The 26,715-nt window shown below is 65.7% G+C and carries 26 protein-coding genes and 1 pseudogene; 19 read left to right on the top strand and 8 right to left on the bottom strand.

What is annotated here, in order from left to right:
* Window positions 1–82 precede the first annotated feature (82 nt).
* Entirely contained in the window at window positions 83–1,408 is a 1,326-nt protein-coding gene (locus ACVT6V_RS02065; protein WP_489898155.1) for a class I SAM-dependent methyltransferase, read from the bottom strand.
* Window positions 1,405–2,796 carry an FAD-binding oxidoreductase gene (locus ACVT6V_RS02060; RefSeq protein ID WP_489900684.1) on the bottom strand — a complete coding sequence of 464 codons (1,392 nt, stop codon included), beginning with the start codon at window positions 2,794–2,796 and terminating at the stop codon, window positions 1,405–1,407. The genes ACVT6V_RS02065 and ACVT6V_RS02060 overlap by 4 nt, the downstream gene beginning before the upstream one ends.
* Window positions 2,797–2,875: 79 nt before the next feature.
* On the opposite strand from ACVT6V_RS02060, the gene ACVT6V_RS02055 reads away from it, so the two are divergent.
* The 7 genes from ACVT6V_RS02055 to ACVT6V_RS02025 all read left to right on the top strand — a co-directional run bounded on the left by ACVT6V_RS02055 (window position 2,876) and on the right by ACVT6V_RS02025 (window position 7,872).
* On the top strand, window positions 2,876–3,313 hold the full coding sequence (locus ACVT6V_RS02055) for an SRPBCC family protein (protein WP_489898154.1): 438 nt from the start codon (window positions 2,876–2,878) through the stop codon (window positions 3,311–3,313).
* Between the two features lie 32 nt (window positions 3,314–3,345).
* On the top strand, window positions 3,346–4,287 hold the full coding sequence (locus ACVT6V_RS02050; RefSeq protein ID WP_489900683.1) for a pseudouridine synthase: 942 nt from the start codon (window positions 3,346–3,348) through the stop codon (window positions 4,285–4,287).
* A 4-nt stretch (window positions 4,288–4,291) separates the two neighbouring features.
* On the top strand, window positions 4,292–4,621 hold the full coding sequence (locus ACVT6V_RS02045) for a hypothetical protein (protein WP_286321733.1): 330 nt from the start codon (window positions 4,292–4,294) through the stop codon (window positions 4,619–4,621).
* A 21-nt stretch (window positions 4,622–4,642) separates the two neighbouring features.
* Window positions 4,643–5,011: a YbaB/EbfC family nucleoid-associated protein gene (locus ACVT6V_RS02040; protein WP_489898153.1), complete on the top strand. Its 369-nt coding sequence runs from the start codon at window positions 4,643–4,645 to the stop codon at window positions 5,009–5,011.
* A 9-nt stretch (window positions 5,012–5,020) separates the two neighbouring features.
* Entirely contained in the window at window positions 5,021–5,635 is a 615-nt protein-coding gene (gene recR / locus ACVT6V_RS02035; protein ID WP_187588163.1) for a recombination mediator RecR, read from the top strand.
* Between the two features lie 153 nt (window positions 5,636–5,788).
* Entirely contained in the window at window positions 5,789–7,330 is a 1,542-nt protein-coding gene (locus ACVT6V_RS02030) for an alpha/beta fold hydrolase (RefSeq protein ID WP_489900682.1), read from the top strand.
* Window positions 7,327–7,872 carry a uridine kinase family protein gene (locus tag ACVT6V_RS02025; RefSeq protein WP_489898152.1) on the top strand — a complete coding sequence of 182 codons (546 nt, stop codon included), beginning with the start codon at window positions 7,327–7,329 and terminating at the stop codon, window positions 7,870–7,872. The genes ACVT6V_RS02030 and ACVT6V_RS02025 overlap by 4 nt, the downstream gene beginning before the upstream one ends.
* Window positions 7,873–8,236: 364 nt before the next feature.
* On the opposite strand, the gene ACVT6V_RS02020 is transcribed toward ACVT6V_RS02025, so the two are convergent.
* The 3 genes from ACVT6V_RS02020 to ACVT6V_RS02010 form a co-directional block, all read right to left on the bottom strand.
* A complete protein-coding gene (locus ACVT6V_RS02020) occupies window positions 8,237–8,962 on the bottom strand; it encodes a uracil-DNA glycosylase (RefSeq protein WP_489898151.1) in 726 nt (241 codons plus the stop codon).
* Between the two features lie 139 nt (window positions 8,963–9,101).
* A complete protein-coding gene (locus tag ACVT6V_RS02015) occupies window positions 9,102–9,824 on the bottom strand; it encodes a type 1 glutamine amidotransferase (RefSeq protein ID WP_489898150.1) in 723 nt (240 codons plus the stop codon).
* A complete protein-coding gene (locus tag ACVT6V_RS02010) occupies window positions 9,821–11,104 on the bottom strand; it encodes a MurT ligase domain-containing protein (RefSeq protein ID WP_489898149.1) in 1,284 nt (427 codons plus the stop codon). Before ACVT6V_RS02010 ends, ACVT6V_RS02015 begins: the two co-directional genes overlap by 4 nt.
* A 122-nt stretch (window positions 11,105–11,226) precedes the next feature.
* Between ACVT6V_RS02010 and ACVT6V_RS02005 the strand changes: the two are divergent.
* Window positions 11,227–12,090: pseudogene (locus tag ACVT6V_RS02005) on the top strand (alpha/beta hydrolase); the annotation flags it as partial.
* Here the strand turns inward: ACVT6V_RS02005 and ACVT6V_RS02000 are convergent.
* A complete protein-coding gene (locus ACVT6V_RS02000; RefSeq protein WP_489898148.1) occupies window positions 11,986–13,194 on the bottom strand; it encodes an EamA family transporter in 1,209 nt (402 codons plus the stop codon). The pseudogene ACVT6V_RS02005 and the gene ACVT6V_RS02000 overlap by 105 nt on opposite strands.
* Window positions 13,195–13,326: 132 nt before the next feature.
* Window positions 13,327–14,346: an LLM class flavin-dependent oxidoreductase gene (locus ACVT6V_RS01995; RefSeq protein ID WP_489898147.1), complete on the bottom strand. Its 1,020-nt coding sequence runs from the start codon at window positions 14,344–14,346 to the stop codon at window positions 13,327–13,329.
* Between the two features lie 99 nt (window positions 14,347–14,445).
* Between ACVT6V_RS01995 and ACVT6V_RS01990 the strand changes: the two genes are divergently transcribed.
* On the top strand, window positions 14,446–15,333 hold the full coding sequence (locus ACVT6V_RS01990; RefSeq protein WP_489898146.1) for a LysR family transcriptional regulator: 888 nt from the start codon (window positions 14,446–14,448) through the stop codon (window positions 15,331–15,333).
* Between the two features lie 128 nt (window positions 15,334–15,461).
* Here ACVT6V_RS01990 and ACVT6V_RS01985 read toward each other — a convergent pair whose 3' ends face one another.
* Entirely contained in the window at window positions 15,462–15,995 is a 534-nt protein-coding gene (locus ACVT6V_RS01985) for a TetR/AcrR family transcriptional regulator (RefSeq protein WP_489898145.1), read from the bottom strand.
* 161 nt (window positions 15,996–16,156) lie between these two features.
* Between ACVT6V_RS01985 and ACVT6V_RS01980 the strand changes: the two genes are divergently transcribed.
* The 10 genes from ACVT6V_RS01980 to ACVT6V_RS01935 all read left to right on the top strand — a co-directional run bounded on the left by ACVT6V_RS01980 (window position 16,157) and on the right by ACVT6V_RS01935 (window position 26,674).
* Entirely contained in the window at window positions 16,157–16,561 is a 405-nt protein-coding gene (locus ACVT6V_RS01980; RefSeq protein ID WP_489898144.1) for an SCP2 sterol-binding domain-containing protein, read from the top strand.
* 53 nt (window positions 16,562–16,614) lie between these two features.
* The gene (locus tag ACVT6V_RS01975; RefSeq protein ID WP_489898143.1) at window positions 16,615–18,153 is read left to right on the top strand and encodes an acyl-CoA synthetase; all 1,539 of its coding nucleotides are present in this window, start codon (window positions 16,615–16,617) and stop codon (window positions 18,151–18,153) included.
* Window position 18,154: 1 nt separating this feature from the next.
* Window positions 18,155–19,414 carry a cytochrome P450 gene (locus ACVT6V_RS01970; protein WP_489898142.1) on the top strand — a complete coding sequence of 420 codons (1,260 nt, stop codon included), beginning with the start codon at window positions 18,155–18,157 and terminating at the stop codon, window positions 19,412–19,414.
* Window positions 19,415–19,426: 12 nt separating this feature from the next.
* A complete protein-coding gene (locus ACVT6V_RS01965; protein ID WP_489898141.1) occupies window positions 19,427–20,218 on the top strand; it encodes a coniferyl-alcohol dehydrogenase in 792 nt (263 codons plus the stop codon).
* A gap of 7 nt (window positions 20,219–20,225) precedes the next feature.
* Window positions 20,226–21,623 carry an aldehyde dehydrogenase family protein gene (locus ACVT6V_RS01960; protein ID WP_489898140.1) on the top strand — a complete coding sequence of 466 codons (1,398 nt, stop codon included), beginning with the start codon at window positions 20,226–20,228 and terminating at the stop codon, window positions 21,621–21,623.
* Between the two features lie 57 nt (window positions 21,624–21,680).
* Complete coding sequence (locus tag ACVT6V_RS01955) at window positions 21,681–21,875, top strand: ferredoxin (protein ID WP_489898139.1); 195 nt, start codon at window positions 21,681–21,683, stop codon at window positions 21,873–21,875.
* A gap of 3 nt (window positions 21,876–21,878) precedes the next feature.
* Entirely contained in the window at window positions 21,879–22,739 is an 861-nt protein-coding gene (locus ACVT6V_RS01950; RefSeq protein WP_489898138.1) for an SDR family NAD(P)-dependent oxidoreductase, read from the top strand.
* A gap of 57 nt (window positions 22,740–22,796) precedes the next feature.
* On the top strand, window positions 22,797–24,497 hold the full coding sequence (locus ACVT6V_RS01945; RefSeq protein ID WP_489898137.1) for a phytoene desaturase family protein: 1,701 nt from the start codon (window positions 22,797–22,799) through the stop codon (window positions 24,495–24,497).
* A gap of 385 nt (window positions 24,498–24,882) precedes the next feature.
* Complete coding sequence (locus ACVT6V_RS01940; RefSeq protein ID WP_489898136.1) at window positions 24,883–25,800, top strand: MlaE family ABC transporter permease; 918 nt, start codon at window positions 24,883–24,885, stop codon at window positions 25,798–25,800.
* 52 nt (window positions 25,801–25,852) lie between these two features.
* Window positions 25,853–26,674, top strand: coding sequence for an ABC transporter permease (locus tag ACVT6V_RS01935; protein WP_489900681.1), 822 nt, complete (start codon window positions 25,853–25,855; stop codon window positions 26,672–26,674).
* The last annotated feature ends 41 nt before the right edge of the window (window positions 26,675–26,715 follow it).

The following is a 26,715-nucleotide window of genomic DNA, read 5'->3' as shown; positions in this document are numbered from 1 at the left end:
CGGCCCCGGGTATCACTTCGTCGTCCTGCGGCAGTTGGCCGACGAAACGATACCCGGGGGAAGAACCCGTGACAACGACGGCTTAGGGCTGCCACCACGGGCGCAGCGGAAGATCGTTGCCACCCTTGTCGTCGAGCTTCGTCGCCAGCACATGGTGCAGCTGGATGATGTCGCGCTCGAAGCCGATCCGGCAGCCGGCCATGTACAGGCCCCACAGCCGTGCGGTGCCCTCGCCGACCTCGTCGACGGCCTCGTCCCAGTGCTCCACCAGGTTTCGGTTCCAGTCGCGCAGGGTCATCGCGTAGTGGTCGCGGAAGTTCTCCTCGTGGACCACTTCCATGCCGCCGATGTCCTGCAACTTGGAGATGATCTTGCCGGAGCCGGTCAGCTCGCCATCGGGGAACACGTAGCGGTCGATGAAGGAACCTGCTCGCGCGTTGCGACCGTTGTCGGGACGGGTGATGCAGTGATTCAACAGCATTCCGCCCACGCGGAGCCGATCCCGGATGAACTTGAAGTATGCCGGGTAGTTGGCGACGCCGATGTGCTCGGTGAGTCCGATGGACGAGACCGCGTCGAAGCCGGTCTCGGTGATATCGCGGTAATCGCTGTGACGGACCTCGGCAAGGTCGGTCAGTCCTTCATCGACTATCGCCTTCTGCGCCCACTCGGCCTGTTCGGCGGACAAGGTCGCGCCGATCACGTGTACCCCGCGACGTGCCGCGTAGCGGACCATTCCACCCCAGCCGCAACCGATGTCGAGGAGACGGTCACCGGGCTTGAGGCGCAGTTTGTCGAAGATCAGGCGGTACTTGTTGTCCTGCGCGGCTTCCAGCGAGGCCTCGAGTTCCGGGTAGACCGCACACGTATAGGTCATCGACGGTCCGAGCACCCACTCGTAGAAGGTGTTGGAGACGTCGTAGTGATGGTGGATGACCTCCGCGTCACGAGCGCGGCTGTGCCGCAGACCCTCCGCGAATCGGCGCCACCGCGGCAGCGCCTCCTGCGGCGGCGGTGCGATCGGCTTGAAATGCTCGATGCCCAGCGACCGTGCCACGTGCGCCAGGGTCAGCGGTGACGGTCGGACGAAGTTCAGGTCGGACGCGAGAGCGCGCAGTGCGCCGTACGGGTCGCCGGGATGGGCGCCGACGAGCTCGAGGTCACCGGCGATGTAAGCGCGAGCCAGACCCAGATCGCCGGGTGCGGTGACGAGATATGTTGTGCCGCGTGAGGTCTTGAGGTTGAGTCCGAACTCGGCGTCCGCCGGTCCGGCGGCACTGCCGTCGTAGGCGGTGATGCGGATGGTGAGGTTGCCGCCCATCAGCGATTCGAAGATCTGCGCCAAAGTCATCTTGCTCGACGAGGTCTCACCGCCGGCATGCAGAGGGCTTTCCTTGAATGTCGTCATTGTCGTTTCACCGCTTTCGCATACAGATCGAGCAGTCGGCCACGCGGGTCGTACTGTTTCTTGAGCAGTCGGTAGCTTTCGCCCCCATAGAGTTCGTCGAACTCGTCCGGGGAGTAGAAGGATTCCGAATACAGCGACTTGTGACCCTCGAGCTCGGCCACCTTACGTTCGATCAACTTGTTGGTGTACCCGGGGTCTTCCGGGTTGACCGGGACCGCGGACCAGAATCCGACATTGACGTAGGTCCGGCGGGGTTCGAGGGGATAGAGCGGCCATGGCCGCACCGGATCCGAACCGGGCAGGTTTGGCTCGCGAAGTTGCAACGGGCACAACCAGATCGGTTCGATAGGGACGTTGTCGAGGAACCACTGCACATAGGCGGTGGTGTTCTCGATCGGGACCTCGATGTCCTGGACGACGCGTTCGCTGGGCGGTTCACCTTTGCGGGCGTTGAGCTTGTCGCCGATGTTGAAGCGGTGGTCGAGGGCGATGAGCTTCCAATAGAAACTGCTGCGCAGCAGCTTCTTCGGCCAGAGCCGGCGGATGCGGGGATTCTGCGCTCCGAACGCGCGTGAACACCAGAACCAGTCGGTGTCCCAGCGCCACAGGTAGTCGTGGATCGTCAAATAGTCGCGGGTCACCCCGCCCGGGTGCTGAATCGACCGGTAGAAAATGTCCATCCCGGTGTAATCGCTGACGGGACCGGGGTCATCGGTCTGTCGTCCGAGGGTCAGGTAGCTCTCCTCGGCCGTGAACACCACACCGTCGAGGTAGTCCACCTGCTCGCAGTCATACGTGCCGTCCGCGATGACGGCCGACATCGTGTCCTGCAGGTCGGTCAGCCGGTCGAAACGCACATGGCGCAGCGCCACATACGGTTGCACGGCTTCGAGTTCGATCTTGAGCCGAACCGAGTAACCGAGCGTGCCATAGGAGTTGGGGAAACCGAAGAACAGGTCGGCGTTCTCGTTGGTCGGTGTGGCGGTGATGATCTCACCATCGCCGGTGAGGATGTCGATCTCGAGCACCGATTCGTGCGGAAGTCCGTTGCGGAACGATGTGCTCTCGATGCCCAGTCCCGTGACGGCGCCCCCGAGGGTGATGGTCTTCAGCTGCGGGACGACCTTGGGGGCCAGGCCGTAGGGCAACGTCGCGGCCACCAGATTCTCGTATGTGCACATGCCGGCGACGTCGGCGGTCTTGGCATCGGCGTCGACCGAGATCACCCGGTCCAGGCCGGAGACGTCCAGGCCGGGATACGGGTTCTTGGCACGCTTACGGAACAGATTCGACGTCTTCTTTGCCAGACGTACCGTCGCACCCGGCGGGATGGCCCGGTAGCTGGCCAAAAGGGTCGCGACACCCTCGTCGAACGCCTGCGCACCCATCTCCAACCGGTCCGAGCTCACTTGGATAGCCTAGGACGTGAGTTTGCCCCCCGCCAATCAGTTCAGAGGAGTACCCACCGTGGGTCAGGTTTCCGCAACGCAGTCCGTCGACATCGCCGCAGCACCGGATGTCGTGGTGGCGGCGTTGGCCGACTACAACGAGGTGCGTCCGGCGATCCTGCCGTCGCAGTACCGCGACTACGCGGTGATCAGCGGCGGCAACGGCGATGGCACCGTCGTGCACTGGATCCTGCAGGCGACCGAGAAGCGTCAGCGTGACGTCAAGGCGACGGTCTCGGTTGTCCCGGACACGGTCACCGAGAAGGACGAGAACTCGTCGATGGTGACGACCTATGTCGTCGCGAAGGCGGGCTCGGGCAGCCGCGTCACCACGGCGACCACCTGGACCGGTGCCGGTGGCATCGGCGGGTTCTTCGAGAAGACCTTCGCGCCGAAGGGACTCAACCGCATCCAGGCCGAGCTGCTCGGCAATCTCAAGAAGCGTCTGGAGAGCTGAGCCGCCGACGACGTCGCGGACCCTTCCCGCCGCTGCCCGCGCGGGACGGGGTCGACGCCACGCGGGTCGTCCTGCGGTCAGGCACCGAGCGCACGGTCGGGGAGTGTCTCCTGGCGACGCCCTCGTTGGCCGGTCTCGACTCGGAGGACCTGATCGCCCGCGCTGACCGCGGTGAGATCGTCGACGGCGACGGCCGGTCCGTCGAACTGGGTGCGCCGGCCCGCCTGAACACCTCGGTGTATCTGTATCGCGATCTCCCCGACGAACCCGAGATCCCCTTCGACCTGCCGATACTCCACCTCGACGATCACATCGTCGTCGTCGACAAGCCGCATTTCCTTGCCACGATGCCGCGCGGTCGACACGTCACCCAGACCGCGCTCGTCCGACTACGCCGGCAACTCGGCACCGACCTCGTGTCCCCGGCCCATCGTCTCGACCGGCTGACCGCCGGCGTGCTGCTGTTCACCCTGCGTCCCGAGGTCCGGTCGCGCTATCAGGATCTCTTCGCCGAACGTCGTGTGACCAAGGAGTACCGCGCACTCGCACCGGTCCGCGACGACCTCATGGTCACCCGGACGGTCGCGGATCGGATCGAGAAGACCGCGGGGGATCTGCGCGCACGCGTCGTCGAGGGTGAGGTGAACGCGATCAGCGACATCACCCTGGTCGAACGCGTCGCGCCGGGCGGGGGTCTCGGGATCTATGAACTGCGCCCGTTCACCGGGCGCACCCATCAGCTGCGCATGCACATGGCTCATCTCGGCGTCGGCATCGTCGGCGACCCGCTGTACCCGGACATCCGGCCGGACCTGGCAGAACTGCCGGATCAGGGCGACTTCTCGCAGCCGCTGCGGCTCATCGCGCACTCGCTGACCTTCGACGACCCGCTGACCGGGGAACGTCGGCACTTCGAGAGCACCCGGTCGGTCGCCGACGATCTGACCCCACCGAATCCGCCCGGTCTACCCTGAGCCCATGGCCATCCAGACGACCTACGAACGCCATCTCGACCTGGGGTGTGAGGCCGTGGTGTTCATCGACGACGAGTCACTGGCATGTTTCCAGATCCAACGTGACCTGGTCGGCGGCCCACGCGCCGACGAGTACTGCGTGACCACTGGCGCCAGCGCTCCGATCTACGGCGCCATCACCGGGTGGCGCCGCATCGACGATCGGTTCGAATTCGCGCTGACCAGGCGCGCAGGCCGACTGTTCGGCGACGACGTGATCTCGTTCGTCGTCACACCGGGTGACGGGGTCACCGTCGACGAGCTCGCCGAGCATGTCGACAGGTTGCTGCGCTGAGACGGCTATACAGTTGACGGTGTGACTCAACCTTTCGATCCCAGCTCACTGTTCGGCGGCGGTGAAGGCGGCGACAACCCGATGGCGGGTCTGCTGGCCCAGGCGCAGCAGATGCAGGAGCAACTGCTCGCCGCGCAGAACGAGATCGCCGAGGCGGAGGTGACCGGCTCCGCGGGCAACGGCCTGGTGACGGTGACCGGCAACGGCACCGGCGAGGTCACCGCGGTCACCATCGACCCCAAGGTCGTCGACGCCGACGACGTGGAGACCCTGCAGGACCTCGTCCTCGGCGCGCTCGCCGACCTGTCCACGAAGCGTGAGGCGCTGGCACAGGAGAAAATGGGCCCGCTCGCCGGTGGTCTCGGCGGCGGCCTGCCCGGTCTCGGTTAGCCGGCCGACATGTACGAGGGGCCCATCCAGGATCTGATCGACGAGCTCGCCAAGCAGCCGGGACTCGGCCCGAAGGGTGCCCAGCGGATCGCCTTTCATCTGCTCGGCGTCGAGAACAGCGAGATCGACCGGCTGATCGCGGCCCTCGGTCGTGTGCGCGACGACGTCACATTCTGCGCAGAATGCGGCAATGTCTCGGCGAACCGGCTGTGCCGGATCTGTTCGGATGCGCGACGCGACGCCACGAAGATCTGCGTCGTCGAGGAACCCAAGGACGTCCACGCCATCGAACGGACCAAGGAGTTCGACGGCCGCTACCACGTCCTCGGCGGGGCCCTCGACCCGCTGTCCGGGATCGGGCCGGACCAGCTGCGCATCCGCGAGCTCCTGCGTCGGCTGGCCAATCAGGAGGACGGCGTCGACGTGACCGAGGTGATCGTCGCGACCGATCCCAACACCGAGGGCGAGGCGACGGCGACCTATCTGCTGCGCATGCTCAAGGACTTCCCAGGGCTGTCGGTCACCCGACTCGCATCCGGGTTGCCGATGGGCGGCGATCTCGAGTTCGCCGACGAACTGACACTCGGGCGGGCGCTGTCGGGCAGGCGCGTGCTCGCCGGCTAGGCACGGGACACCGGGTTGCTCCCGAGCCCGACCGCCCTGACGCGCCGGATCGGCACGACCCCTGCTACAGATGGACGCGTGAACAGTCGGGACACCACCCTGCTCGGTCGGCTCGCCGTGCTGACGACGGTCCTCACCGCCGCAGTCGGCCTGATGTCGGTGATCCCGGCCTCCGCGGCACCCGCGCCGGCGCAGACGTTGTCGTGGGGTCCGTGCCCGAAGATCCATGGCGCCGGGCCAGAGGTCCGCTGCGCCACCGTGCGGGTTCCCCGGGACCATGCGAGGCCGTCCGGCCCGACGATCCAGATCATGATCAGCCGGATTCCCGCCCGCGACCCGGGCCGTCGGCGCGGGGTGCTCATCGGCAACCCGGGTGGTCCCGGCGGCGACGCGATCGGCATGTTCTCGGCGCTGAAGGTCCCGCGCGAGGTCCGCGACGAATGGGATCTGATCGCTGTTCAGCCGCGTGGCCTGCTGTCGTCGACTCCGGCGCGGTGCACGCCCGCCGACGACGCCGACGCCATCACCGCAATCGTGTCGTTCGGTGGACTGAATCGGGAACGCTGTGACAGTGCTGATCCCGGATATGTGCGGACGATCACGACCGAGAACACAGCCCGCGACATCGACGTCGTGCGGCGGGCACTCGGTGAGGAGAAGGTCAGTCTGTACGGCATCTCCTACGGCACGTTGCTGATGTCGACGTACGCGACGTTGTATCCGGGACACACTGATCGACTCGTGCTCGATTCGGGTGTCGACCCGTCCTGGGTGTGGAACACGGTGCTGGCTGCGCAGACGTCGTCGTACAAACGTCGGACGCACGAAATGATGGCGTGGATCGCTCAGCGCGACAACATTTATCATCTCGGTCGTACGCCGCTCGCGGTCTATCGTGCCTGGAGCGCGAAGGTCGAGAGGGAGTCGGGTGTGCCCCCGTCGCTGGCTGCGTCGCCCGCGCGGGTCGGCGACGTCCCGCCCGGCCTGCGAGCTGTTGCCGCGCAGTACATCGCCGGGGTCGATCTCACCGCGGACGCCCGGGCCAGGTTCGAGAACTTCATCGCGACGATGCTTGTTCCAGGTGGACTGCAGGCGAAGTCGTCGTTGCTCGGGGTCACCCGGCTCGCCGCTCTCGACCGCAATCTGTGGCCGTTGGTCGCGCTGCGCACTGCCGGCCGTGCGACGGCGCCGTCGACGCCCAACCCGCAGGTCATCAAGCTCCTGACGACCATGCAGGAGATGCAGAACCTGATCATGTGCAACGAGAATCAGGTGCCCGCGCAGCCTGCGACGATTCCGGCAGCCTTCTTCGCGAACTACGTCGTCGGCGATGTGTACGACGCTCCCGGGCTGATCTATCAGTCCGGGATGGCATGTGCGGGTGCGCCGGCGGTCACCCGGCCCGTCGCGCTCGCCAATCGCGGACTCGCCGTGCCCCCCTTGCAGGTCCAGAGTCTCGGTGATCCGCAGACGCCGTACCGGGGATCGTTCGCGATGCAGCGTCTGATGCGCAGCCATCTCATCACCGTCGGCGGTGGTGATCACGCGCAACTCGGGCGTCGCAATCCGGCGCTGGATCGGGCGATCACGGACTACCTCCGGACCGGACGGACCTCGATCCGATCGGTTCCGGAGCCGAAGATCTCCGCGTCCCTGACCAAGGCGCCGCACACCGGGATCGGTGCGTCGGGATGATCGAAGCGGCGCTCGACCGTCATCTCGACGACCTTGCCGCCGAGATGGATTCGGGCATCGTGGCGATCGACGGGCCGTCGGGTGCGGGCAAGTCGACCGTCGCGGACGCTCTCGTGGAGCGCCTACGACGACGCGGTGTCGGTGTGCAGCTGATCCGGACCGATGACTTCGCCACTTGGGACAACCCGGTCGCGTGGTGGCCGGAGCTGGAAACCGATGTGCTGCAGGCCTTCATCCGCCGGCACGACTACCGCTACCGGCCACGGGTGTGGCACGACGGCGTGCCGAGCGCGGGTCCGCTCATCTGGCTCCGGTGGGAACCGCTGCTGATCATCGAGGGCGTGTCGTCGGCGCGACGGCGTATCGCGCAACGGCTCACGTGGTCGCTGTGGCTCGACGGCGGGCCGGCGTCCGAGCGCCTGGCACGCACCGTCGCCCGAGACGGCGAGGAGTCACGGCCGATGCTTGAACGATGGCAACAGTTCGAGCGCGGCTGGTTCGCCGTCGACCGCACCCGGGAGCGGTGCCGCGTCCTGGACTGACGGCCGCACTACGGTTGGTGCCCAAGGATTGTCGCGATTCTCGGCGTGCCCTCACCCCTCGCCGATCGTGCCCAGAATCCCGCCGATCGGGTCCAGAATCGTGCCGATCGTCCGGCCCCGACGCCTCCCGGCCCGTCAGTGCTCTCGGGACCGGTCGAACCGGAACCGTGGGCACTCTGCCGGTCCGCAGACGGCGCAGTCGGAGCCGGATCGATAGTGCAGGTGAGCCTCGCGTGGATGTCCGCATCGGCACCGCGAGTCCGGTGTGCGGCCGAGCCATCGTGCGAACACAGTCGTCATGAGTCGGCCCGTCCTCTCCAATCGGTCACACCTGCGTGACCCACCGCAGCCTACCCGTCATAGTTCACGGTCGCGGTGGCGTTCGGCAACTCAGGCCCGCGTGCGTTGCGGCTGCGATCAGCACGTCCTCGAGCATGGCCGGAGTGAGTCGTCCGGTGAACGTATTGTGTTGGCTCACGTGATAACTCCCGAAGATCGACAGGTCCTGGTCGTCGCGTCGGATCACGGTGTGCGCCCCGTGACCGAAGCGTGGACGTGGCCGGTCCACCGTCCACCCGAGGTCGGCGAATGCCCGAAGTCCGGCCTGCCAGCCGAAGGCGCCCAGGACGACCACTGATCGCACTGTCGGCAGCAGCAGCTCGAGTTCGGCATCGAGCCAGTGGGCGCACCGGTCCCGCTCCTCGACGGTGGGTTTGTTCTGTGGGGGCGCGCAGTGCACGGGCGCGGTCATCCGGACGCCGAGGAGTTCCATGCCGTCGTCGAGCGACGTCGCGCGCGGTTGGTTGGCCAAGCCGACGTCGTAGAGCGCGCGGAACAGGACGTCGCCGCTCTGGTCGCCGGTGAACATCCGGCCGGTGCGGTTACCGCCGTGGGCGGCGGGAGCGAGTCCGAGGATCAGCACCCGCGCGTCGGTGGGCCCGAACCCCGGAACCGGACGGCCCCAGTAGGTCTGATCCGCGAACGCGGCCCGCTTCTCGCGGGCGACCTGCTCGCGCCATCGGACGAGACGCGGGCATGCCCGACAGTCGATGAGGTCGGCGTCGAGCGCGGCAATGCTGCGGTACGCCATGCTTCGACGATACGACGGCGGGCACGATCGGCGGGATTCTGGGCACGATCGGCGAAAAGCAGGGCACGATCGGCGAGTTCTCGGGTGCGGGCGGGCTGAGGCGCCAGCGGGCAGGGTGAGGTGAGGCGGCAGCCGAGAGTCAGCCGCGGCGGCCGGCGGCGAGTCGCTCCTTGCGGAGACGATCGACCTGGGGGAGGTCGAGGGGCGCCAACGAATCGGTGCCGACGGCGCGGGCGAGGAGATGGTCGGCGAGCTCGGGATTGCGCGCCAGGGCCGGTCCGTGCATGTAGGTGCCGAGAACAGATCCCTGGACGACACCCTCGGTGCCGTCGCCCACCCCGTTCCCGACGCCGTGCCTCACGTGTGCCAGCGGACGCGCGTCCGAACCGAGAGTTGTTCCACCGCGGTGGTTCTCGAATCCGCTGAGCGGTGCGGTGAGGCCGTCGAGTGCGGGCTCGGTGACGAGTTCGCCGATGCTGCGGTCGGTTTGCGGTGCGGTCGTCAGATCGAAGAGCGAGATCCCGTCCACGCGTTCGCCCGCCGACGTCTCGTACCAGTGGCCGAGTACTTGGATGGCGGCGCAGATGGCGAGCACCGGGCGCCCGGAAGCCGCTGCACGCTGCAGACCCGGGTAGCGCGTGAGATGCCGGGTCGCGAGTCGCTGGGCGTAGTCCTCGGCACCGCCGAGGGTGTATACGTCCAGCGAGTCGGGCACCTCGTCGTCAAGGGTGATCTGCACGATCTCGGCGTCGATACCGCGCATCAATGCACGCTGACGGAGGACGAGTGCGTTGCCGCCGTCGCCGTAGGTGCCCATGACATCGGGCAGGACCAGTCCGATCCGCAGGGTCGATTCGCTCACTTCTCTGCACCCCGTAGATCGGATCCGCGGGCGCGTTCGGCGCGCTCCAGCGCGGTGCCGAGATCGCGGAACGCGGTGTAGTTGGCCAGCACCTCGACCCGGCCGGGCGGACACGAGGCGATCGCCTTCATCGGGTCGGGGATGGTCGTGTGCTCTGCTCCCGCGTAGAGCAGACGCACCGAGAGGTCGGCCGCGCGTTCGCCTGCGGCCACCACCTGCATCGTCTCGAAGGCCTCGAATCGCACGTCCCACAACCAGGAGAGGTCCTCACCGTCGGGGACCTGACCGTTGACGGCGATGACGAGTCCGTCGGCATCCTGATCGATCATCGACAGGGCCTCCTGCCAGCCGGCGGGATTCTTGGCGAGCAGCGTGCGGACGGAATGGTTGCCGACCTGATGGATGCCGTACCGCCCGGCGACCTCGCCGACGGTGCCGACGGCGGCGACGGCCTTCGCCGGGTCGGCGCCCATCGCCACGGCCGCCGCGACTGCCTGGGTCGCGTTGCCGCGATTCGCTCGTCCCGGCACCGACAGCGTCATCGGCGCGACGAAACCGTCTGGGCCGTAGATGTTCTCGTCGTCGAACCACCACGCCGGTGTCGGACGGCGGAAGTTCTCGTCGCCGCTCGACTGCCAGTCGGTTCCGGAGCGCACGATCGGTTCGCCGGTGCGGGGGCAGCTCACCGAGTCGCCGACCCATCCCGCGCCGGCGGCCACCCAGATCACCCGCGGCGTGTCGAAGGCGGCCGAGGTGACCAGCACGTCGTCGCAGTTCGCGACGATCGTCATCGACGGATGCCGTCCGATGCCCTCGCGGAGGCGCCGTTCGATCATGTTGATCTCGCCGACGCGGTCGAGCTGGTCGCGTGAGAGATTCAGCATCACAAGGACTTCGGGGTCGACGGCGTCGCTGACATGCGGCACGTGGAGCTCGTCGACCTCGAGCGCGCAGATGGGCGCGGGACGATGCAGGGTGAGCGTCGCGATGATGCCCGCGTCCATGTTCGCGCCGTCGGCCTGCGTGGCCACCTCGCCCAGTTCCGACAGCGCCGCGGCGGTCATCCGGGTCGTCGTCGACTTCCCGTTGGTGCCGGTCACGAGGGCGGTTCGTTTGCCGGCGGCGAGTCGTCCCATGATGTTCGGATCGATCTTCGCCGCGACGAGCCCACCGATCATCGAACCCTTGCCGCGACCCGCGGTCCGCGACGCCCACCGGGCCGCGGATGCGGCCGCAAGTGCGACGGTGGTGCGCATCGGAGTTCTCACGCGGTCGGGCATGGCAACGAGTCTGACACAGGCGGTCGGGGGTGGCGCGACCGTGCGCCGCGGGTACGCTCGCGGGCGTGAGTCAGGCCACAGCGACGTCGCCGTCGATCCCTGCCCGTGTCCAGCGCGTCCTCATGCGCGGTGCCGGACACCTCCCGCCCGCCCTGCTGCGCCTCGGCGCACAGTTCGGTCGCGTCAACGCCGACGGGGAGCGGCTGTCGCCGGAGATGGCGCTGACCGGGTGGATCGCCGCGAACCTTCGCGCCTTCGAGCTCGCCGGTAAGCCGGTCGATCGCGCCCGGGCCGACCTCACCGAGAATGCGGCCACCCTGACCGAGAAGCTGCCGCCGATGGCCGTCGAGGAGGATCTCGAGATCGACGGGCCGGGCGGGTCGATCCCGGCTACCCGTTACCGCGCCCAGGTCGATTCGGTCGGGCTCGTCGTCTTCTTCCACGGCGGCGGCTTCGTCCAGGGGGATCGGGTCAGTCACGACAACCTCGTCCGCAGGCTGGCGCTGTCCACCGGGGCCGACATCCTCTCGGTCGACTACCGGCTCGCGCCCGAGCATCCCTTCCCCGCCGCGGTCGACGACGCGCTCGCCGCGTGGCGGTTCGCCGTCGCCAAGGCGCCGGGTTGGGGCGTGCGTACCGACCGCATCGCGGTGGCCGGCGACAGCGCGGGCGGAAACCTGAGTGCGGTCGTCGCGCAGCAGGTGCGCGACGACGAGGTCACGCCCTGCCTGCAGATGTTGATCTATCCCGTCACCGACGTGACGACCAAGCGCGATTCCCGTCGCGAGTTCGCCGACGGGTTGTATCTGACCGACGCGCACATGGACTGGTTCGTCGATCACTACGTCCCCGACGTCGAGCAGCGCGCGGATCCCCGGGTGTCACCGCTGCTGGCCGACGACCTGTCCGGTCTCGCGCCCGCCTATGTGATCGTGGCCGGATTCGATCCGCTCCGCGACGAGGGGATCGCCTACGCCGACCGGCTGAAGCAGGCGGGAGTCCCGGTGACGCTCGACCGGGCGGGCAGCCTCATCCATGCCTTCGCCAACATGACGCTGATCAGCCCTGACGCCCGAGCGGCCGTCGACCGCATCGGCGCCGCCCTTGCGTTCGCGATGCGCTGAGACGTCCACGACATCTGCGTCGACGGGCGAGCGCCGAGGCCGCGATCGTGGCGCGGCCAGCACCCCGGCGGCGCACCCGGCGATCACCGTTGCGGCGCCCAGGACCTCGAGCGTGCTCGGGGCCTCGCCGAGCAGGAGCCAGGCAGCGGTGATTCCGACGACGGGGACCAACAGCGACAGCGGTGCGACCCGACTCGCCTCGTAGCGCGACATCAGCATGATCCACAGGCCCGAGCCGACGACGGTCCCGAGGACCACGGTGTACGCCAGCCCACCGAGCGCCACTAGCCCGCTGCGTGAGTCGAGGGTGGTCAGCGAGTCGAGACCCGTTGTCGGACCGTCGAACACGATGCTCATCAGAAAGAACGGGATCGGCGGCACCACCGACATCCACAGGGTCATGCGCAGCGGGTCCGACAGTCGCCCGTCGTCGGCGGGACCCGCGGGCACGCCCTTCACGGCCAGACGCGAACCGATGTTGCCGAACGCCCAGCCCAGTCCACCGAGAACCGTCAGGATCATCGGCACGATCGCGGCCACCCCGAGCGCGTTGTGGGTGGCGCGGTCGCCGTCGCCGATGACGACCATCCCGGCGACGGCGACCGCGATCCCGATGACCTGCAGCAGGCTCATTCGTTCCCGCAGGAACAGGACGCCGAGCAGCACCGTGAACGGCGCAGAGGTCTGCAGGACCAGCGAGGCCAGGCCGGTCGGCATGCCCAGGTCCATCGCGAGGAACAGGAACGAGAACTGGATGACGCCGAACCCGACAGCGTAGAGCAGGAACCACCGGATGCGGACCTTCGGGAAGCGCACGAGGAGGATCACCGGGATCGCCATCACGGTGAAACGGAGCGCGGCGCAGAAGAACGGCGGGAAGTGGTCGAGGCTGAGGCGGATGGCGATGAAGTTCAGTCCCCACAGCACGACCACGCCGATCCCGAGGAGTCGATCGCGATTGCTCATGAGCACCATCGTCGGTGCCGGATCGGTGCAGCACAATCGAAATAAATCGCATCGACGATGAAGAAATGCTTCACAAACTCCGACACCGCGGCCTGCGGCGGAAACGCCGCCGCCGGCCGCGGCCACCCATCGTCAGCGCCAGCCGAGGGCCGGGGCCACGTGGGTGAGGATCGATTCGATGACGTGGGCGTTGTAGTCGACGCCCAGCTGATTGGGGACCGTCAACAGCAGGGTGTCGGCAGCCTCGATCGCCTCGTCCTCACGAAGCGCGTCGATGAGCTTGTCCGGTTCGTTGGCATAGCTGCGTCCGAAGCGTGCGACCGTGTTGTCGATGACGCCGACCTGATCCTGTTCGTCGCCGCCGCGCCCGAAGTAGGCCCGATCGAGGTCGTCGACGATGGCGAAGATGCTGCGGCTCACCGAGACCCGTGGTTCGCGCGTGTGACCGGCCTCGTCCCATGCGTCGCGGAACCGCTGGATCTGCTCCGCCTGCAACTTGTGAAACGGTATCCCGGTGTCTTCGGTGAGAAGGGTCGAACTCATCAGGTTCATCCCTCGCTGCGCAGTCCATTCCGCGGTTGCGCGGGAACCGGCACCCCACCAGATGCGATCGCGGAGTCCGGGGGACTGGGGCTCGATCGGCAAGAGGCCGGGTGGATTCGGGAACATCGGCCGCGGATTCGGTTCGGCGAATCCTCCTCCTTCGATGACGCGGAGGAACACGTCGGCGTGCTGTCGCGCCATCTCGGCGTCGCTCGAATCCTCCGGCGGCACATAGCCGAAGTACTTGTAGCCCTCGATGACCTGCTCGGGCGATCCCCGGCTGATCCCGAGCTGCAGACGGCCGCCCGAGATGAGGTCGGCGGCGCCGGCGTCCTCCGCCATGTACAGCGGATTCTCGTAACGCATGTCGATGACACCGGTGCCGATCTCGATGCGATCGGTCTTCGCGCCGACCGCCGACAACAGCGGGAACGGTGAGGCGAGTTGCCGGGCGAAATGGTGGATGCGGAAGTAGGCGCCGTCGGCACCGAGCTCCTCGGCGGCGACGGCGAGGTCGATGGACTGCAGCAGTGCGTCGGCGCCGGACCGGACCTGCGAGCCATGCGCATCGGACCAATGGCCGAATGAGAGAAAGCCGATCTTCTTCATGATCTGGTAAATGATACTGCGGTCCGTTTAATTCCCACTGTCGGTGTGGATGGTGAAGCAGAGTTGAACGGTGGCGCTCGGCGTCTACGATTCTGCTTCATGGATGTGAAGCGCCTCCGCCTGTTACGGGAGTTCGCCGACCGTGGCTCGGTCGGGACGGTCGCCGACGCCATGCACATGACGCCGTCGGCGGTCTCTCAGCAGCTCAAGGTGCTCGCAAAGGAGGCAGGCGTGGAGCTGCTCGAGCAGGACGGGCGGCGGATACGTCTCACCGATGCCGGCCGTGCGCTGGTACTGCGTGCCGACGACGTGATCGCGGCCGTCGAACGTGCGCAGGAGGAGATGGAGGGCTACCGGTCCGGCCGGGCGACCGTACGGCTGGCCATGTTCCCATCAGGTGCCGCCCTGCTGCTCCCGGGCGTACTCGACCGGACCGTCGGGTCCGGGATCGACGTCCACGCGTCCGAACTCGACGTCGGCTACCCGGACGCGGCTCCGGCGCTGGCCGACCACGACATCGTCGTCACCCACAGGGACGAGCGGACAGCGCCGGTGCGGCTACCCCGCGTGGAGGTCACGGAGTTGATGCGGGAGCCCGTGGACGTCGTCGTCGCGGTCGATTCCGCCTTCGCGGCGCGGGACGAGGTCGAGGTCGGCGAGCTCGCCGACTGCGACTGGATCAGCGTCGAGGGTGGCTTCCCGGTCGACGACGTGCTCCTGTCGATCTCGGCGGTGACCGGGGTCGCGCCCCGCGTCACGCAGCGCATGCTGGACTTCGCGACGATCGAGTCGATCGTCGCCGCCGACCATGGCATCGCACTCATCCCGCGGTTCGCGGTCCGGCACCCGGGAGTGAAGCCGTTGACCCTCAAGGGGGTTCGCGCGGCCCGCGTCTACGAGGCGCTGAATCGGCCCCGGCCGCGACGCTCGATCACTGAGGTGATCCGGCACCTGGTCGAGTCCGCGGCGAACGCTCTGGGTACCTGAGTATCCACAGCTGGGACCTGAGGACGGGGCTTGTCGGCATCGTCGCCACGGACTCCTGATTGTCGCGACCTCGATCTGGAGAAGTGAATCGCTTGGGCGGCGCGCTGTCGCGTCCAGCCAGCTTGGCGTCACATGAGGGAGCTCACCAGGCGCAGCATGATCTCGCGTAACGCGGCCGTATTCGGTTCGAGGCTGCTCTGTTCGTATCCCACGAGGAGATACACGGCGGCATGGGCAACGAGATCCGCGGTGGCGGGCTCGCCGGTGATCTCAGTGACCGCCTCGGAGACCGCATCGAAACGCTGACGGTCGACATCGGCCTGGATCTCGCGAACCTGCGGGTCCATGCGACTCCACGTTCGGATCGCCGACTCGGCACCGTGCGGCAACGCCACACCGATGTCGACGATCCGCGCAAGCCGTAGACGTGGGTCGGTCTCGGAGTCCAAGGCGTCGATGAGCTTCACGGTGCGTGCCTCCCTCCAGTATCCGAGAAGGGAGTCGAGGTACTCCGCCCACTTGGAGAAGTAGTGGTAGAACGAACCCGAGGTGACTCCCAGCCGCCGGCAGACCTCGGCGAGCTTCAGTCCGGAGAACCCCAGTTCGGACAGTATCTGCAGACCGGTTTCGTAGTAGTCGTCTCGCGACTGCACGGTCGTCATCGACCCTCCTCCGTTCCCGCTCGTGTGAGCGAGGGTTGACCATAAGTCATCTTATGCTATCGTCTGTGTGACTCAGCTCATAACCGTTCGCGGTACATACTCCCAGCGTGCCGCACTGGCGACGCTGAATTGAATCAAAGTTATATTTGAAAGGACGTAACATGGCCTTCACAGATGCTGCCGAGGTGCGGAAGTACATCGGAGGGATCTTCGAGACGGCGTTCGATGACGAGGAAATCGGGCCCAAGCTCGTCGACAGCGGCCTGGTGTTCGCCTTCGACTTCTCCGCCCCCGACGCGGTGGTGGTCGTGGACGCGGTGAACAAGCGCGTGTACAGCGGATGGGATGGCAGCCCGGAACCGCACGCGACGATGGTGATGCCCGCTGACACCGGAAACGCCTACTGGCAGGGCAAGGTCAACCTCCCACTAGCTATGGCGAAGAAGAAGATCTCGGTGAACGGGAACGTCGCGAGTCTGCTAAAACTCGCGCCCCTCGGCAAGAAGCTCTTCCCCGTCTACATCGACAACCTCAAGACCGACAATCGCGAGGATCTGTTGGTCTGAGGCCCGCCGGCCACGCGAACCCCACGACCAGGTCATACACGAGGAGAGCGATCATGTATCCCGGAACCCACGCGGTCACCAACCCGGACAAAGCCGCGATCATCATGGCGGGCAGCGGCGCAACCGTGAGCTATCGCGAACTCGACGATCGCTCCGCGGCAATCGCGGCTGCATTGCACGCCCGCGGGCTCCGCAAGGGCGATGTGATCGCGGTGCTGTCCGAAAACTCGCCGCAGGTGTTGGAGATCTATTGGGCAGCACTGCGATCGGGGCTGTACATCACTGCTGTCAACCGTCATCTGGCGCCGCCCGAGGTCGCGTACATCATCGACGACAGCGATGCGAAGGTCCTCTTCGTCTCCGCATCTCTGGGCGAACTCGCCGGGAAGGCGCGGAAAGAACTGGGTGTCAGAGAGATCGAAGCATTTTCGTTCGGCGGACAGCTCGACGGCTTCGCTTCCTACGACGATCTCCTCGCCTGGGAGGGAGAGCGGTTGACCGATCAACCGCGCGGATCGGACATGCTGTATTCCTCGGGTACCACCGGCCGTCCCAAGGGGGTACAGCCCACGCTGCTGCCCATCCAGGTCGATCAGCCCGGTGACCCGATCACCGGTCTCGTCCAGCATGTGTTCAAGGTCGATGACTCCGACGTCTACCTGTCGCCGGCGCCGATGTATCACGCGGCACCGCTGAAATGGTGCGGTGCGGTCCATGCGCTGGGTGGGACGGTGGTGATCCTGGAGAAGTTCGATGCGCGAGAAGCGTTGGCGGCGATCGAGAAACACAAGGTGACCATCACGCAGATGGTCCCGACGATGTTCGTCCGCCTCCTGCAGCTCCCCGAGGATGTCCGAACCGGGTACGACACGTCGAGCCTGCGGATCGTCGTGCACGCCGCAGCCCCGTGCCCGCCCGACGTGAAGCAGGCGATGATCGATTGGTGGGGACCGATCCTGGTGGAGTACTACAGTGCCACCGAACAGCACGGCACCACGATCATCACAACACCGGAATGGCTGAACAAGCGGGGTTCGGTCGGTCGATCCGCACTCGGCCCGGTGCACATCTGCGACGACGACGGAAACGAACTGCCCACCGGGGCAGTCGGCCAGGTCTACTTCGAACGCGAGACACGGCCGTTCTCGTACCACAAGGACCCGGAGAAGACGAAGGCTGCCGAGCATCCGTCGCACGAGAACTGGACGACGGTGGGCGACCTGGGTTACGTCGATGACGACGGCTACCTGTTCCTGACCGATCGCAAAGCTTTCATGATCATCTCCGGCGGCGTGAACATCTACCCGCAGGAGATCGAGAACGTCCTGACCTTGCACCCGAAGATCTTCGACGTGGCGGTGATCGGCGTGCCGGACCCGGAAATGGGTCAGCAGGTGAAGGCCGTCGTGCAACTGCGCAGCGGCGAAACACCTTCCGCGGAGCTCGCGAACGAGATCATCGACTACACGCGTGAGCGGATCGCACATTTCAAGGCGCCGAAGTCGCTCGACTTCGTGGACGAGTTGCCGAGGACGGCCACCGGCAAACTCGTCAAGCGCGACATCGAGAAGAAGTACCTCGTGGAGGCGTGACATGACGAGCACACTGCATACCCCGACCCGTCCGTATGACGAGCTCAGCATCTCATCGCTGGACTTCTGGGCCTCGACAGCCGAGGCGCGGGAGAAGACTTTCGCCAGATTGCGCGCCGACCGCCCGATCAGTTGGCATGCCCCGCTCGAGGGCGCCATCATGCCGCCCGAGAACGACGGTGTCTGGGTGGTGACCACGCACGATCTGATCAGCGAGGTCAGCAAACACCCCGAGTTGTTCTGTTCCGGGCACGGTTTCCAGTTCGAGGAGATCCCCGAAGACGTCTTGTCGGCCGCGGGTTCATTTCTCGGCATGGACGACCCGCGGCACGCCGCGCTGCGCAAGCTCGTCAGCTCGGCCTTCACACCGAAGCAGGTCAAGAAGATCCACGAACAGATCAAGAATCAGGCCCGCATCATCGTCGATCAGCTCATCGAGAAGGGTGAGGGCGACTTCGTCGACATCGTTTCCAAGCGGCTGCCGATGTGGACCATCTACGAGATGATGGGTCTCGAGGACATCGACAAGCGCGAAGAGGCCGCCCATCACGCCGACGGCATGGTCTCCTGGGCCGACGAGGATGTGGCTGCCGGACGCGAGCCCGGAGAGGTGCTCAACGAGTCGCTGGTCGGACTGCTGTCGATGGGTTTCGAGTTCGCGGAAGAGCGACGCGCGAATCCGAAGGCCGATCTGATGACCGGTCTGGTGCAGGCAGAGGTCGACGGCGAGAAGCTCACCGACGAGGAGATCGCCTCGTTCTTCGTGTTGCTCTCGGTCGCCGGCAACGACACCACCCGCAACTCGATCAGCATCACCACCAAGGCATTCCAGGACTTCCCGGACCAGCGTGCATACCTGTTGGAGGACTTCGCCGGGCGGATCAAGCCCGCCGTCGAAGAATTCGTCCGGTGGGCCTCACCGGTGATGACCTTCCGCCGAACGGCCACACAGGACACCGTTCTCGGCGGCCAGGAGATCAAGGAGGGCGAGTGGGTGGCGATGGTCTACTCGTCGGGTAATCGCGACGAGCAGGTCTTCGAGAACCCCAACGAGTTCAACATCACGCGCTGGCCCAACCCGCACGTCGGTTTCGGAGGCGGTGGCCCGCACTTCTGCATGGGCAGCTTCGTGGCGAAGATGCAACTCACCGAGATCTTCGATCAGCTCTTGCACAGGGCCCCGACCCTGCGGGTCGGTGAGCCGGAGTTCCTGACCGGCAATTTCGTCCGCGCAGTCAAATCCATGTCCTACACCCTCTGACTGGAGTCTCACATGTCTGACTTTTCCGATAAGCGATACGTCGTCACCGGGGCGGCATCCGGTATCGGTGCCGCGACAGCCCAGCGTCTGCTCGCCGCCGGCGCAGAGGTCCATGCGTTCGACCGCAACAAGCCCGCATTCGACGTCACCACCTACGTCGAGGTCGACCTCGCCAACCCGAACAGCATCGATGCCGCGATCGAACAACTCGACGGCACCTTTGACGGGCTGCTCAACATCGCCGGTATCCCCGGCACAGCACCCGCGGAGCTGGTCTTCTCGGTGAACTCTCTCGCGCCGCGTCATCTCACCGAGTCGTTCTTCGACCGGCTCAACCCCGGGGCCGCCGTCGTGATCGTGAGCTCGACCGCCGGCTTCGGCTGGCCGGAGCGCCTGGAGCAGATTCGCGAATTGCTGGCCACCGACACCTTCGAGGAAGGACTGGCCTGGTTCAAGGAGAACCCGCAGCAGGGCAACACCTACAACTTCTCCAAGGAAGTGACCACCGTCTACACCATGTCGATGGGCCTTGCATTGGCAGAAATGGGATTCCGGATCAACGCGATCCTGCCCGGCCCCGTGGAGACCCCGATCCTCGTCGACTTCGAGGAGTCGATGGGCAAGGACACCCTCGACGGCCTGCGGAATCTGCTGGGCCGTCACGCGGAGCCCGGCGACATCGCCGACACGATTCTGTTTCTCGCCTCCGACGCGGCCAGGTGGGTGAACGGTCACGCGCTGGTGGTCGACGGCGGCGTGACCGGCTCGGTGTTGTCGGGTGTCGTCCCGGCGCCGGAGATCTGAGGCGACCATGGCGACACCATTGCGTTCCACAGACGCCTCTCCGACGGGCGGCAATGTGATCGACGACCTCCGCCACACCTTTGCCGCCGGCAGGACCCGGACCTACGACTGGCGGATCGGTCAGCTCGAGGCCATCGAGCAGCTGCTCACGGAACGGGAGTCGGAGATCGCCGCGGCACTCGCCGAGGATCTCGGGCGCACGGCAGCGGAGGCCTGGCTCGGCGATATCGCCTCCACCGTCGGTGAGGCGGCGTTCGCCCGGAAACATCTCCGGAAATGGATGAAGCGGCGCCGTATCCGGCTGCCGCTCAACCAGTTGCCGGGCCGTGGATGGGTTCAGTACGAGCCGTTGGGCGTCGTCCTGGTGATCGGACCGTGGAACTATCCCGTCTATCTGACCCTCGGTCCGCTGATCGCCGCTGTCGCGGCAGGCAACTGTGCGGTGCTCAAACCCTCGGAGTTGGCGCCCGCGACGTCGGCGTTGTTGGCACGGTTGGTCCCGGTGTACCTCGACCCGTCCACGGTGACGGTCGTCGAGGGCGACGCGGCGACCACCCAGCGACTCCTGGCCATGGGATTCGACCACGCGGTCTTCACCGGGGGCACCGAGATCGGCAAGAAGATCATGGCGGCCGCCGCGCCGACGTTGACACCGGTGACGCTGGAGCTCGGTGGCAAGAGCCCGGTCATCGTCGCGTCCGACGCGGACATCGATGTGGCGGCGCGGCGGATCGCCTGGGTCAAACTGCTCAACTCCGGGCAGACCTGCATCGCGCCCGACTACGTGCTCGTGCACCGGGACGTCGCCGACCGGCTGATCTCTGCGATCGTCGACACCATCAAGGCGTTTCGTGCTGCCGAATCGGACCCGACCCTGCCGATCGTCAACCAGCGTCAGTTCGACCGGCTCACCGGCTATCTGGGCGAGACCGCAGGCAGGATTGTCGCCGGCGGGGGCAGCGACCGGGGCGGTCTGCGCATGCAACCCACCGTCGTGGTCGACCCGGCCCCGAACGAACCGCTGATGACCGACGAGATCTTCGGCCCGATACTGCCGATCCTGACCGTGGACTCGATTCCGGCGGCGGTCGAGTTCGTGAACTCGCGACCGAAACCCCTGGCGCTGTACGCATTCACATCGTCTCGCAGCGTCGGCAGGCACCTGGTGGACAACGTCGCGGCCGGCGGGGCGGTGATCAACCACATCGCCATGCACTGTCTGGTCCCGCAGCTCCCGTTCGGTGGCGTCGGCGCGTCCGGGATCGGTGAGTATCACGGGCAGTGGGGATTCGAGCGCCTCAGTCACCGCAAGGCGGTGCTCTCGAAGACGGCGAAACCGGATATCAAGCTCATCTATCCGCCCTACACGAAGCGTGACCTGTCGATCATGCGAAAGCTCTTCTGAGAGCGGCGTGGGTCCAGCCCAGGGCGCCCGCACCCGAAATCCAGAGCAGGAGGAATCATGAAGGTACACCTCGACCGGGCCAAGTGCACCGGACTGGGAATCTGCGAGTCACTCGCACCCGACTTCTTCGAGATCGGAGATGACGGAGCACTTCTCGTGCTTCGAGACGATGTCGCCCAAGACGAGATTCAAGAGGTCGAGGAAGCGGTTAAAGGCTGCCCGACCGAAGCGCTCCGAATGGAAGAGGACTGACACATGGCGTCATTGGATGGGAGGGTCATCGCGATCACGGGCGCGGGCGGAGGACTCGGACGCGCCTACGCTCTCGCCGCAGCCGGCGAGGGCGCCCTGGTGGTGGTGAATGATCTCGGTGGTGCCCGCGACGGCTCCGGCGCGGGTCCGTCGATGGCTGATGACGTCGTCGCGGAGATCACGGCCCGCGGCGGAAATGCGGTGGCCGACTACGAGAACATCGCGACGCAGGACGGTGCCGACGCGCTCGTTGCCACGGCGCTCGAGTCGTTCGGAAGGATCGACGGCATCGTCCACAATGCGGGCATTCTGCGGGACTCTAGTTTCGCCAAGCTCACACCCGACAATTGGGACGCGGTGCTCAAGGTCCACCTCTACGGCGGCTATCACGTCACGAAGGCCGCCTGGCTGCATTTCCGGGAGCAGTCGTTCGGAAGGATCATTGTCGCGACATCGACGAGTGGCCTCTACGGCAACTTCGGCCAGGCGAACTACGGGGCCGCCAAGTTGGGCCTTCTGGGACTGATCAATACCCTTGCGGCGGAGGGCCATAAGTTCGGCATCACCGCGAATGCGATCGCGCCCTTGGCGGCCACCCGGATGACCGCAGACGTCGCACCGCAGGAACTGTTGGACAAGTTGCCGCCCGACCACGTCGCGCCGGTCGTTGCACATCTCCTGAGTGAGCGGTGTTCCGACACCGCGTCGGTGTTCGTCGTCGGCGGTGGTCTGGTGCAGCGCGTGGCTCTCTTTGCGAACAAGGGGGTCACCTTCTCGGATCCCCCGACAGTCGGCGAGGTGGCGGAGCGTTGGTCGGAGATCACAGACCTCGACGGTGCAGTTCCAGGAACCAACCCTCTGTAGACAGTTCCGGAATCGCGCCGTTTCGGCGACGATCCGTACAACCATTAGGAGTATTCAATGACCAAGGAGCTTCCACGCGAGGCCGACGTAGTCGTCGTCGGATCGGGACACAACGGAATGGTTGCCGCGGCGTACCTCGCCAAGGCAGGCCTCGATGTCCTGGTTGTCGAGGCAGCGGACACTGTTGGTGGTATGACCTCGACCAATCCGTTCGAGCCGGAGGCGCCCGGGTACACCATCAACGAGGCGTCGATTCAGGCATCGCTGTTCCGGACGACGACGATCGATGCAGACCTGGGGCTGTCGCGCAATCACGGCCTTCGTCAGACGGTGATCGATCCCGCGCACTTCCAGTTGGCCGCCGACGGATCATCACTCGGTTTGTGGCGAGACCCGCGGAAGACGGCTGCCGAACTCGAGTACTTCTCGAAGAAGGACGCGAAAGCACTGATCGAGCTGTACGAGGTCATCGATGCGGCGGTGGCGGTCGGTCTCCCGATGATGCAGACAAACGTGGTCGAGCCGGAGATCAAGAACATTCTCAAGTCGGCGCGGGCACTCGCGAAGAACCGTGAGCAACTCCTTGCACTCGGACGCTGGATGTCCAGCTCTCAGGCCGAGGCCATCGAGGAGAGCTTCGAGCACGACATGATCAGGGCTCCGCTCCTGACGAGCCTGCCGTTCATGCCTTTCGATGCGGATCTGTCGGGATGGTCGCTGATCTACCTCGGTGTTCTGAGCCGCTACGGTGTCGCAATGTTCCACGGCGGCACCGGGTCTCTGGTCAAGGCGTTGGCCGGTGTCATCAAAGACAACCGTGGTGAGATCATTACCGGATCGCCGGTCGAGGAGTTGATCGTCACCAACAATCGTTGTACGGGCGTTCGTATCCGTGGAGGGCGCGAGATCACGGCCCGACGTGCGGTTCTGACTGCCTGCAGTCCGAAAACCACGTTGACGCGGCTTCTTCCACGAGGTGTTCTCGAGCCCAAGAAGCAGGTTGCGGCCGATCACATCCCAACCCGGAAGCGCGGCATCGCCGATGCCAAGGTGAACGTCGCCCTCAGCGGACGGATCGACATGTCCAAACACGAGAAGTGGCGTGGCGACGGAATCGATCTTCGGCTCGCCTGCAATTGCTACCACACGTATGAGCAGGCGTTGGAAGCCGCACGGTCGTGTGTTCGCGGTCAGGTGCCGGACGCGATACCAGGTCTGGCCCAGGTGACCAACGCATTTGATCCGTCGATGTCTCCAGAGGGCAAGGACTTGTGGTGGTTCTGGACGGGACTGACCCCGTCGTTCCCCGAGGAGGGGTGGGACGTCGCTCGCAAGAAGATCACCGACAGCATCGTCTCCGACGCCGAGCAGTACTACAAGGGAGTCGAAGAGCTTCAGGTTGCTGTGCGCCCCTTGGTCCTTCCTGACATCGAGGAACGGTTCTGGGCGATTGACGGCTCCGTCTACCATGTCGATCCGACGCTCAGTCGATTCGGGCCCAACAAGCCGGTGGCAGGGTTTGCGGGGTACAAGACGCCGGTCGATGGCCTGTATCTCACCGGATCCGGTACCCACCCGGTGGCCGGCATCAGCGGCATGCCCGGTCAGAATGCGGCTCGCACCCTGTTGAAGCACCTGCAGTTGGAAGACAAGGGCGGGCGGTTCGGAGTCATGAAGGAGCGGGTCTCCAAGCTCCGCCGACGGGGTGCCGACGTCTACGACAGTGGTCAGAACGACCCGTTCCCGGTCGCGCGATGATCAGGCGAATCGATTGAACAGGACACCGGTCTGACCCTTCGGTCGGAACGGCTCGATGGCGGGGCCTTCGTGGTACGTCACTTCTGCTGCGGCAGAATGGTATCCGGAGGCCTCGCCGCTGTCCTGTGTGCGGATGCGAAGCGGTCGAACACTCGCACGCCCGCAGCGCGCGGTGTCGACGGCCGGGGATCGTCGGGCCGATTGTCGGGCAACCAGGCCATCTGGGGCAGTCGACCCAATCGGGGTTGACCATATGTCGACTTATGCTAGTGTCCCATGTGACGGGGAGCACAAGGGGAACAGCTCATCAATTTTTAATTGAATATCAATTAACCGATGGCGTGTCGGTTCCTATCGTTGCGCCGCACTGAACGGAGAGGAAGGGATGCAGGGTCTCAACCGCTCGGACGAGCGCTACGAGATGTCCGGCTCACAGGCCGCTCTCGCGCCGCCGCCGCCCCTGCTCGGGGGAGCCTCGCAGGTGTTCGATCGCGCCGGCAGAGCCGTCGTCAAGTACGTCACAACCGTACCGGCGCAATCGATCGCAACGTTCGGACGTGCGGCCAGGCTCGCCGCACAGGTCTTCTGGTATGCCATCACCGGTATTGTGCGACTGCGTATCCCGATGGTGGAGACCCTCGAGCAGGCGTGGTTCCTCCTCACGGTCACGGCGTTGCCCGCGGTCCTGATCGCGCTGCCGTTCGGCACCGAGATCTCGATCCAGGTGGGTGCGGTGGTCAATCAGGTCGGGGCGAAGTCGCTCGCCGGCGCTGCGAGCGGTATCGGTGTGATCTCGCAGGGTGCACCGATCGCGGCCGGGCTCCTGATGGGCGGCGCCGCCGCATCGGCCATCGCCGCGGACCTGGGCGCCCGCTCCATCCGCGAAGAGATCGACGCGATGAGGGTCATGGGTGTCGATCCGGTGCAGCGTCTGGTTCTGCCACGATTCCTCGCGATCCTGATCATCTCGCCGATCCTGTGCGTCATCATCGTGGCGTCCGCAGTCGCCGCCGGCTTCTCGCTGGCCGTCACCATCAACGGCGTGATCCCGGGTAGCTTCTGGCAATCCTTCGGCGCCTTCGCAACTCAAACGGACTTCCTCTTCGCCATCCTCAAGACGATGCTCTTCGGCATGGAGGTGGTCATCATCGCCAGCCTCCGTGGCCTCGAGGCCAAAGGCGGCCCTCGAGGCGTCGCCGATGGCGTGAATGCCTCGGTGGTCCTGGGTTTCGTCGCGGTCTTCGTGACGAATCTGCTAACCACTCAGGTCCAGTCGATGTTCTTCCCGAGTCAGGTGGGGTGAGGTGAAGGTGAGTGCACCGAGTGGATTCGCCACCGGCAATCCCGTCGTGAAGATCGGTCGCTGGTTCAGCACGAGTGTGTTCAACCTCGGCGAAGGTGTGGGTCGCTGGACACTGTTCGCGACCCAGACCATCATCCACATCCCCTTCACGATTCGTCACTATCGCAAGCAGACCATGCGCACGATGAACAGCATGGCGTGGGGACGCGGGTCGATCATCGTCGACGGCGGTGTCATCTCGTTGCTGGTCGTGCTCGGCGTCGCGATCGGGATCGCCGTGGCGATCGAGGCATACAACACCCTCAACCTGATCGGATTCGGTCCCCTCACGGGTGTCATCGGTGCGTTTCTGAACATTCGTGAGATGGGCCCGATCATGACCGGGATCGGCTTCGCGGCACAGGTCGGATGCCGGATGACAGCCGAGATCGGGTCGATGCGGATCGCGGAGGAGATCGACGCCACCGAAACCCTGGGCATCCGATCGATCCCGTTCGTGGTCGGCACTCGGCTTGTCGGTGGAATGCTCTGTGTGATACCGGGTTATCTCTTGAGCCTGGCGATCGGCTTCTTGACCGCGAGCGTGTTCGTGAAAGTGGTACAAGGTGCACCTGCAGGGACCTACGACCACTACTTCTCCCAGTTCCTCGATCCGGTGGAGGTCTTCTACTCACTCGTCAAGGCGGTGACCTTCTGCGCCGTGATCACGATCATCCATTGCTACTACGGGTTCTTCGCGTCCGGCGGCCCCGAGGGAGTGGGCCGCGCCTCGGGTCGTGCCATTCGCGCAAGTCTGGTCATGGTCATCGTGATGAATCTCGTGATGACGATCCTGTTGTGGGGCTTGCACCCCGACCTGGTGTTCAAGGGGTGAGCGGCGTGGTATCAGGATTTCTGATCGGATCCGAACACGAC

This window comes from Gordonia sp. LMA167, from assembly GCF_058130025.1.
The sequence above is the reverse complement of the archived record's forward strand: the minus strand, read 5'-3'. Positions and strand labels throughout refer to the sequence as shown.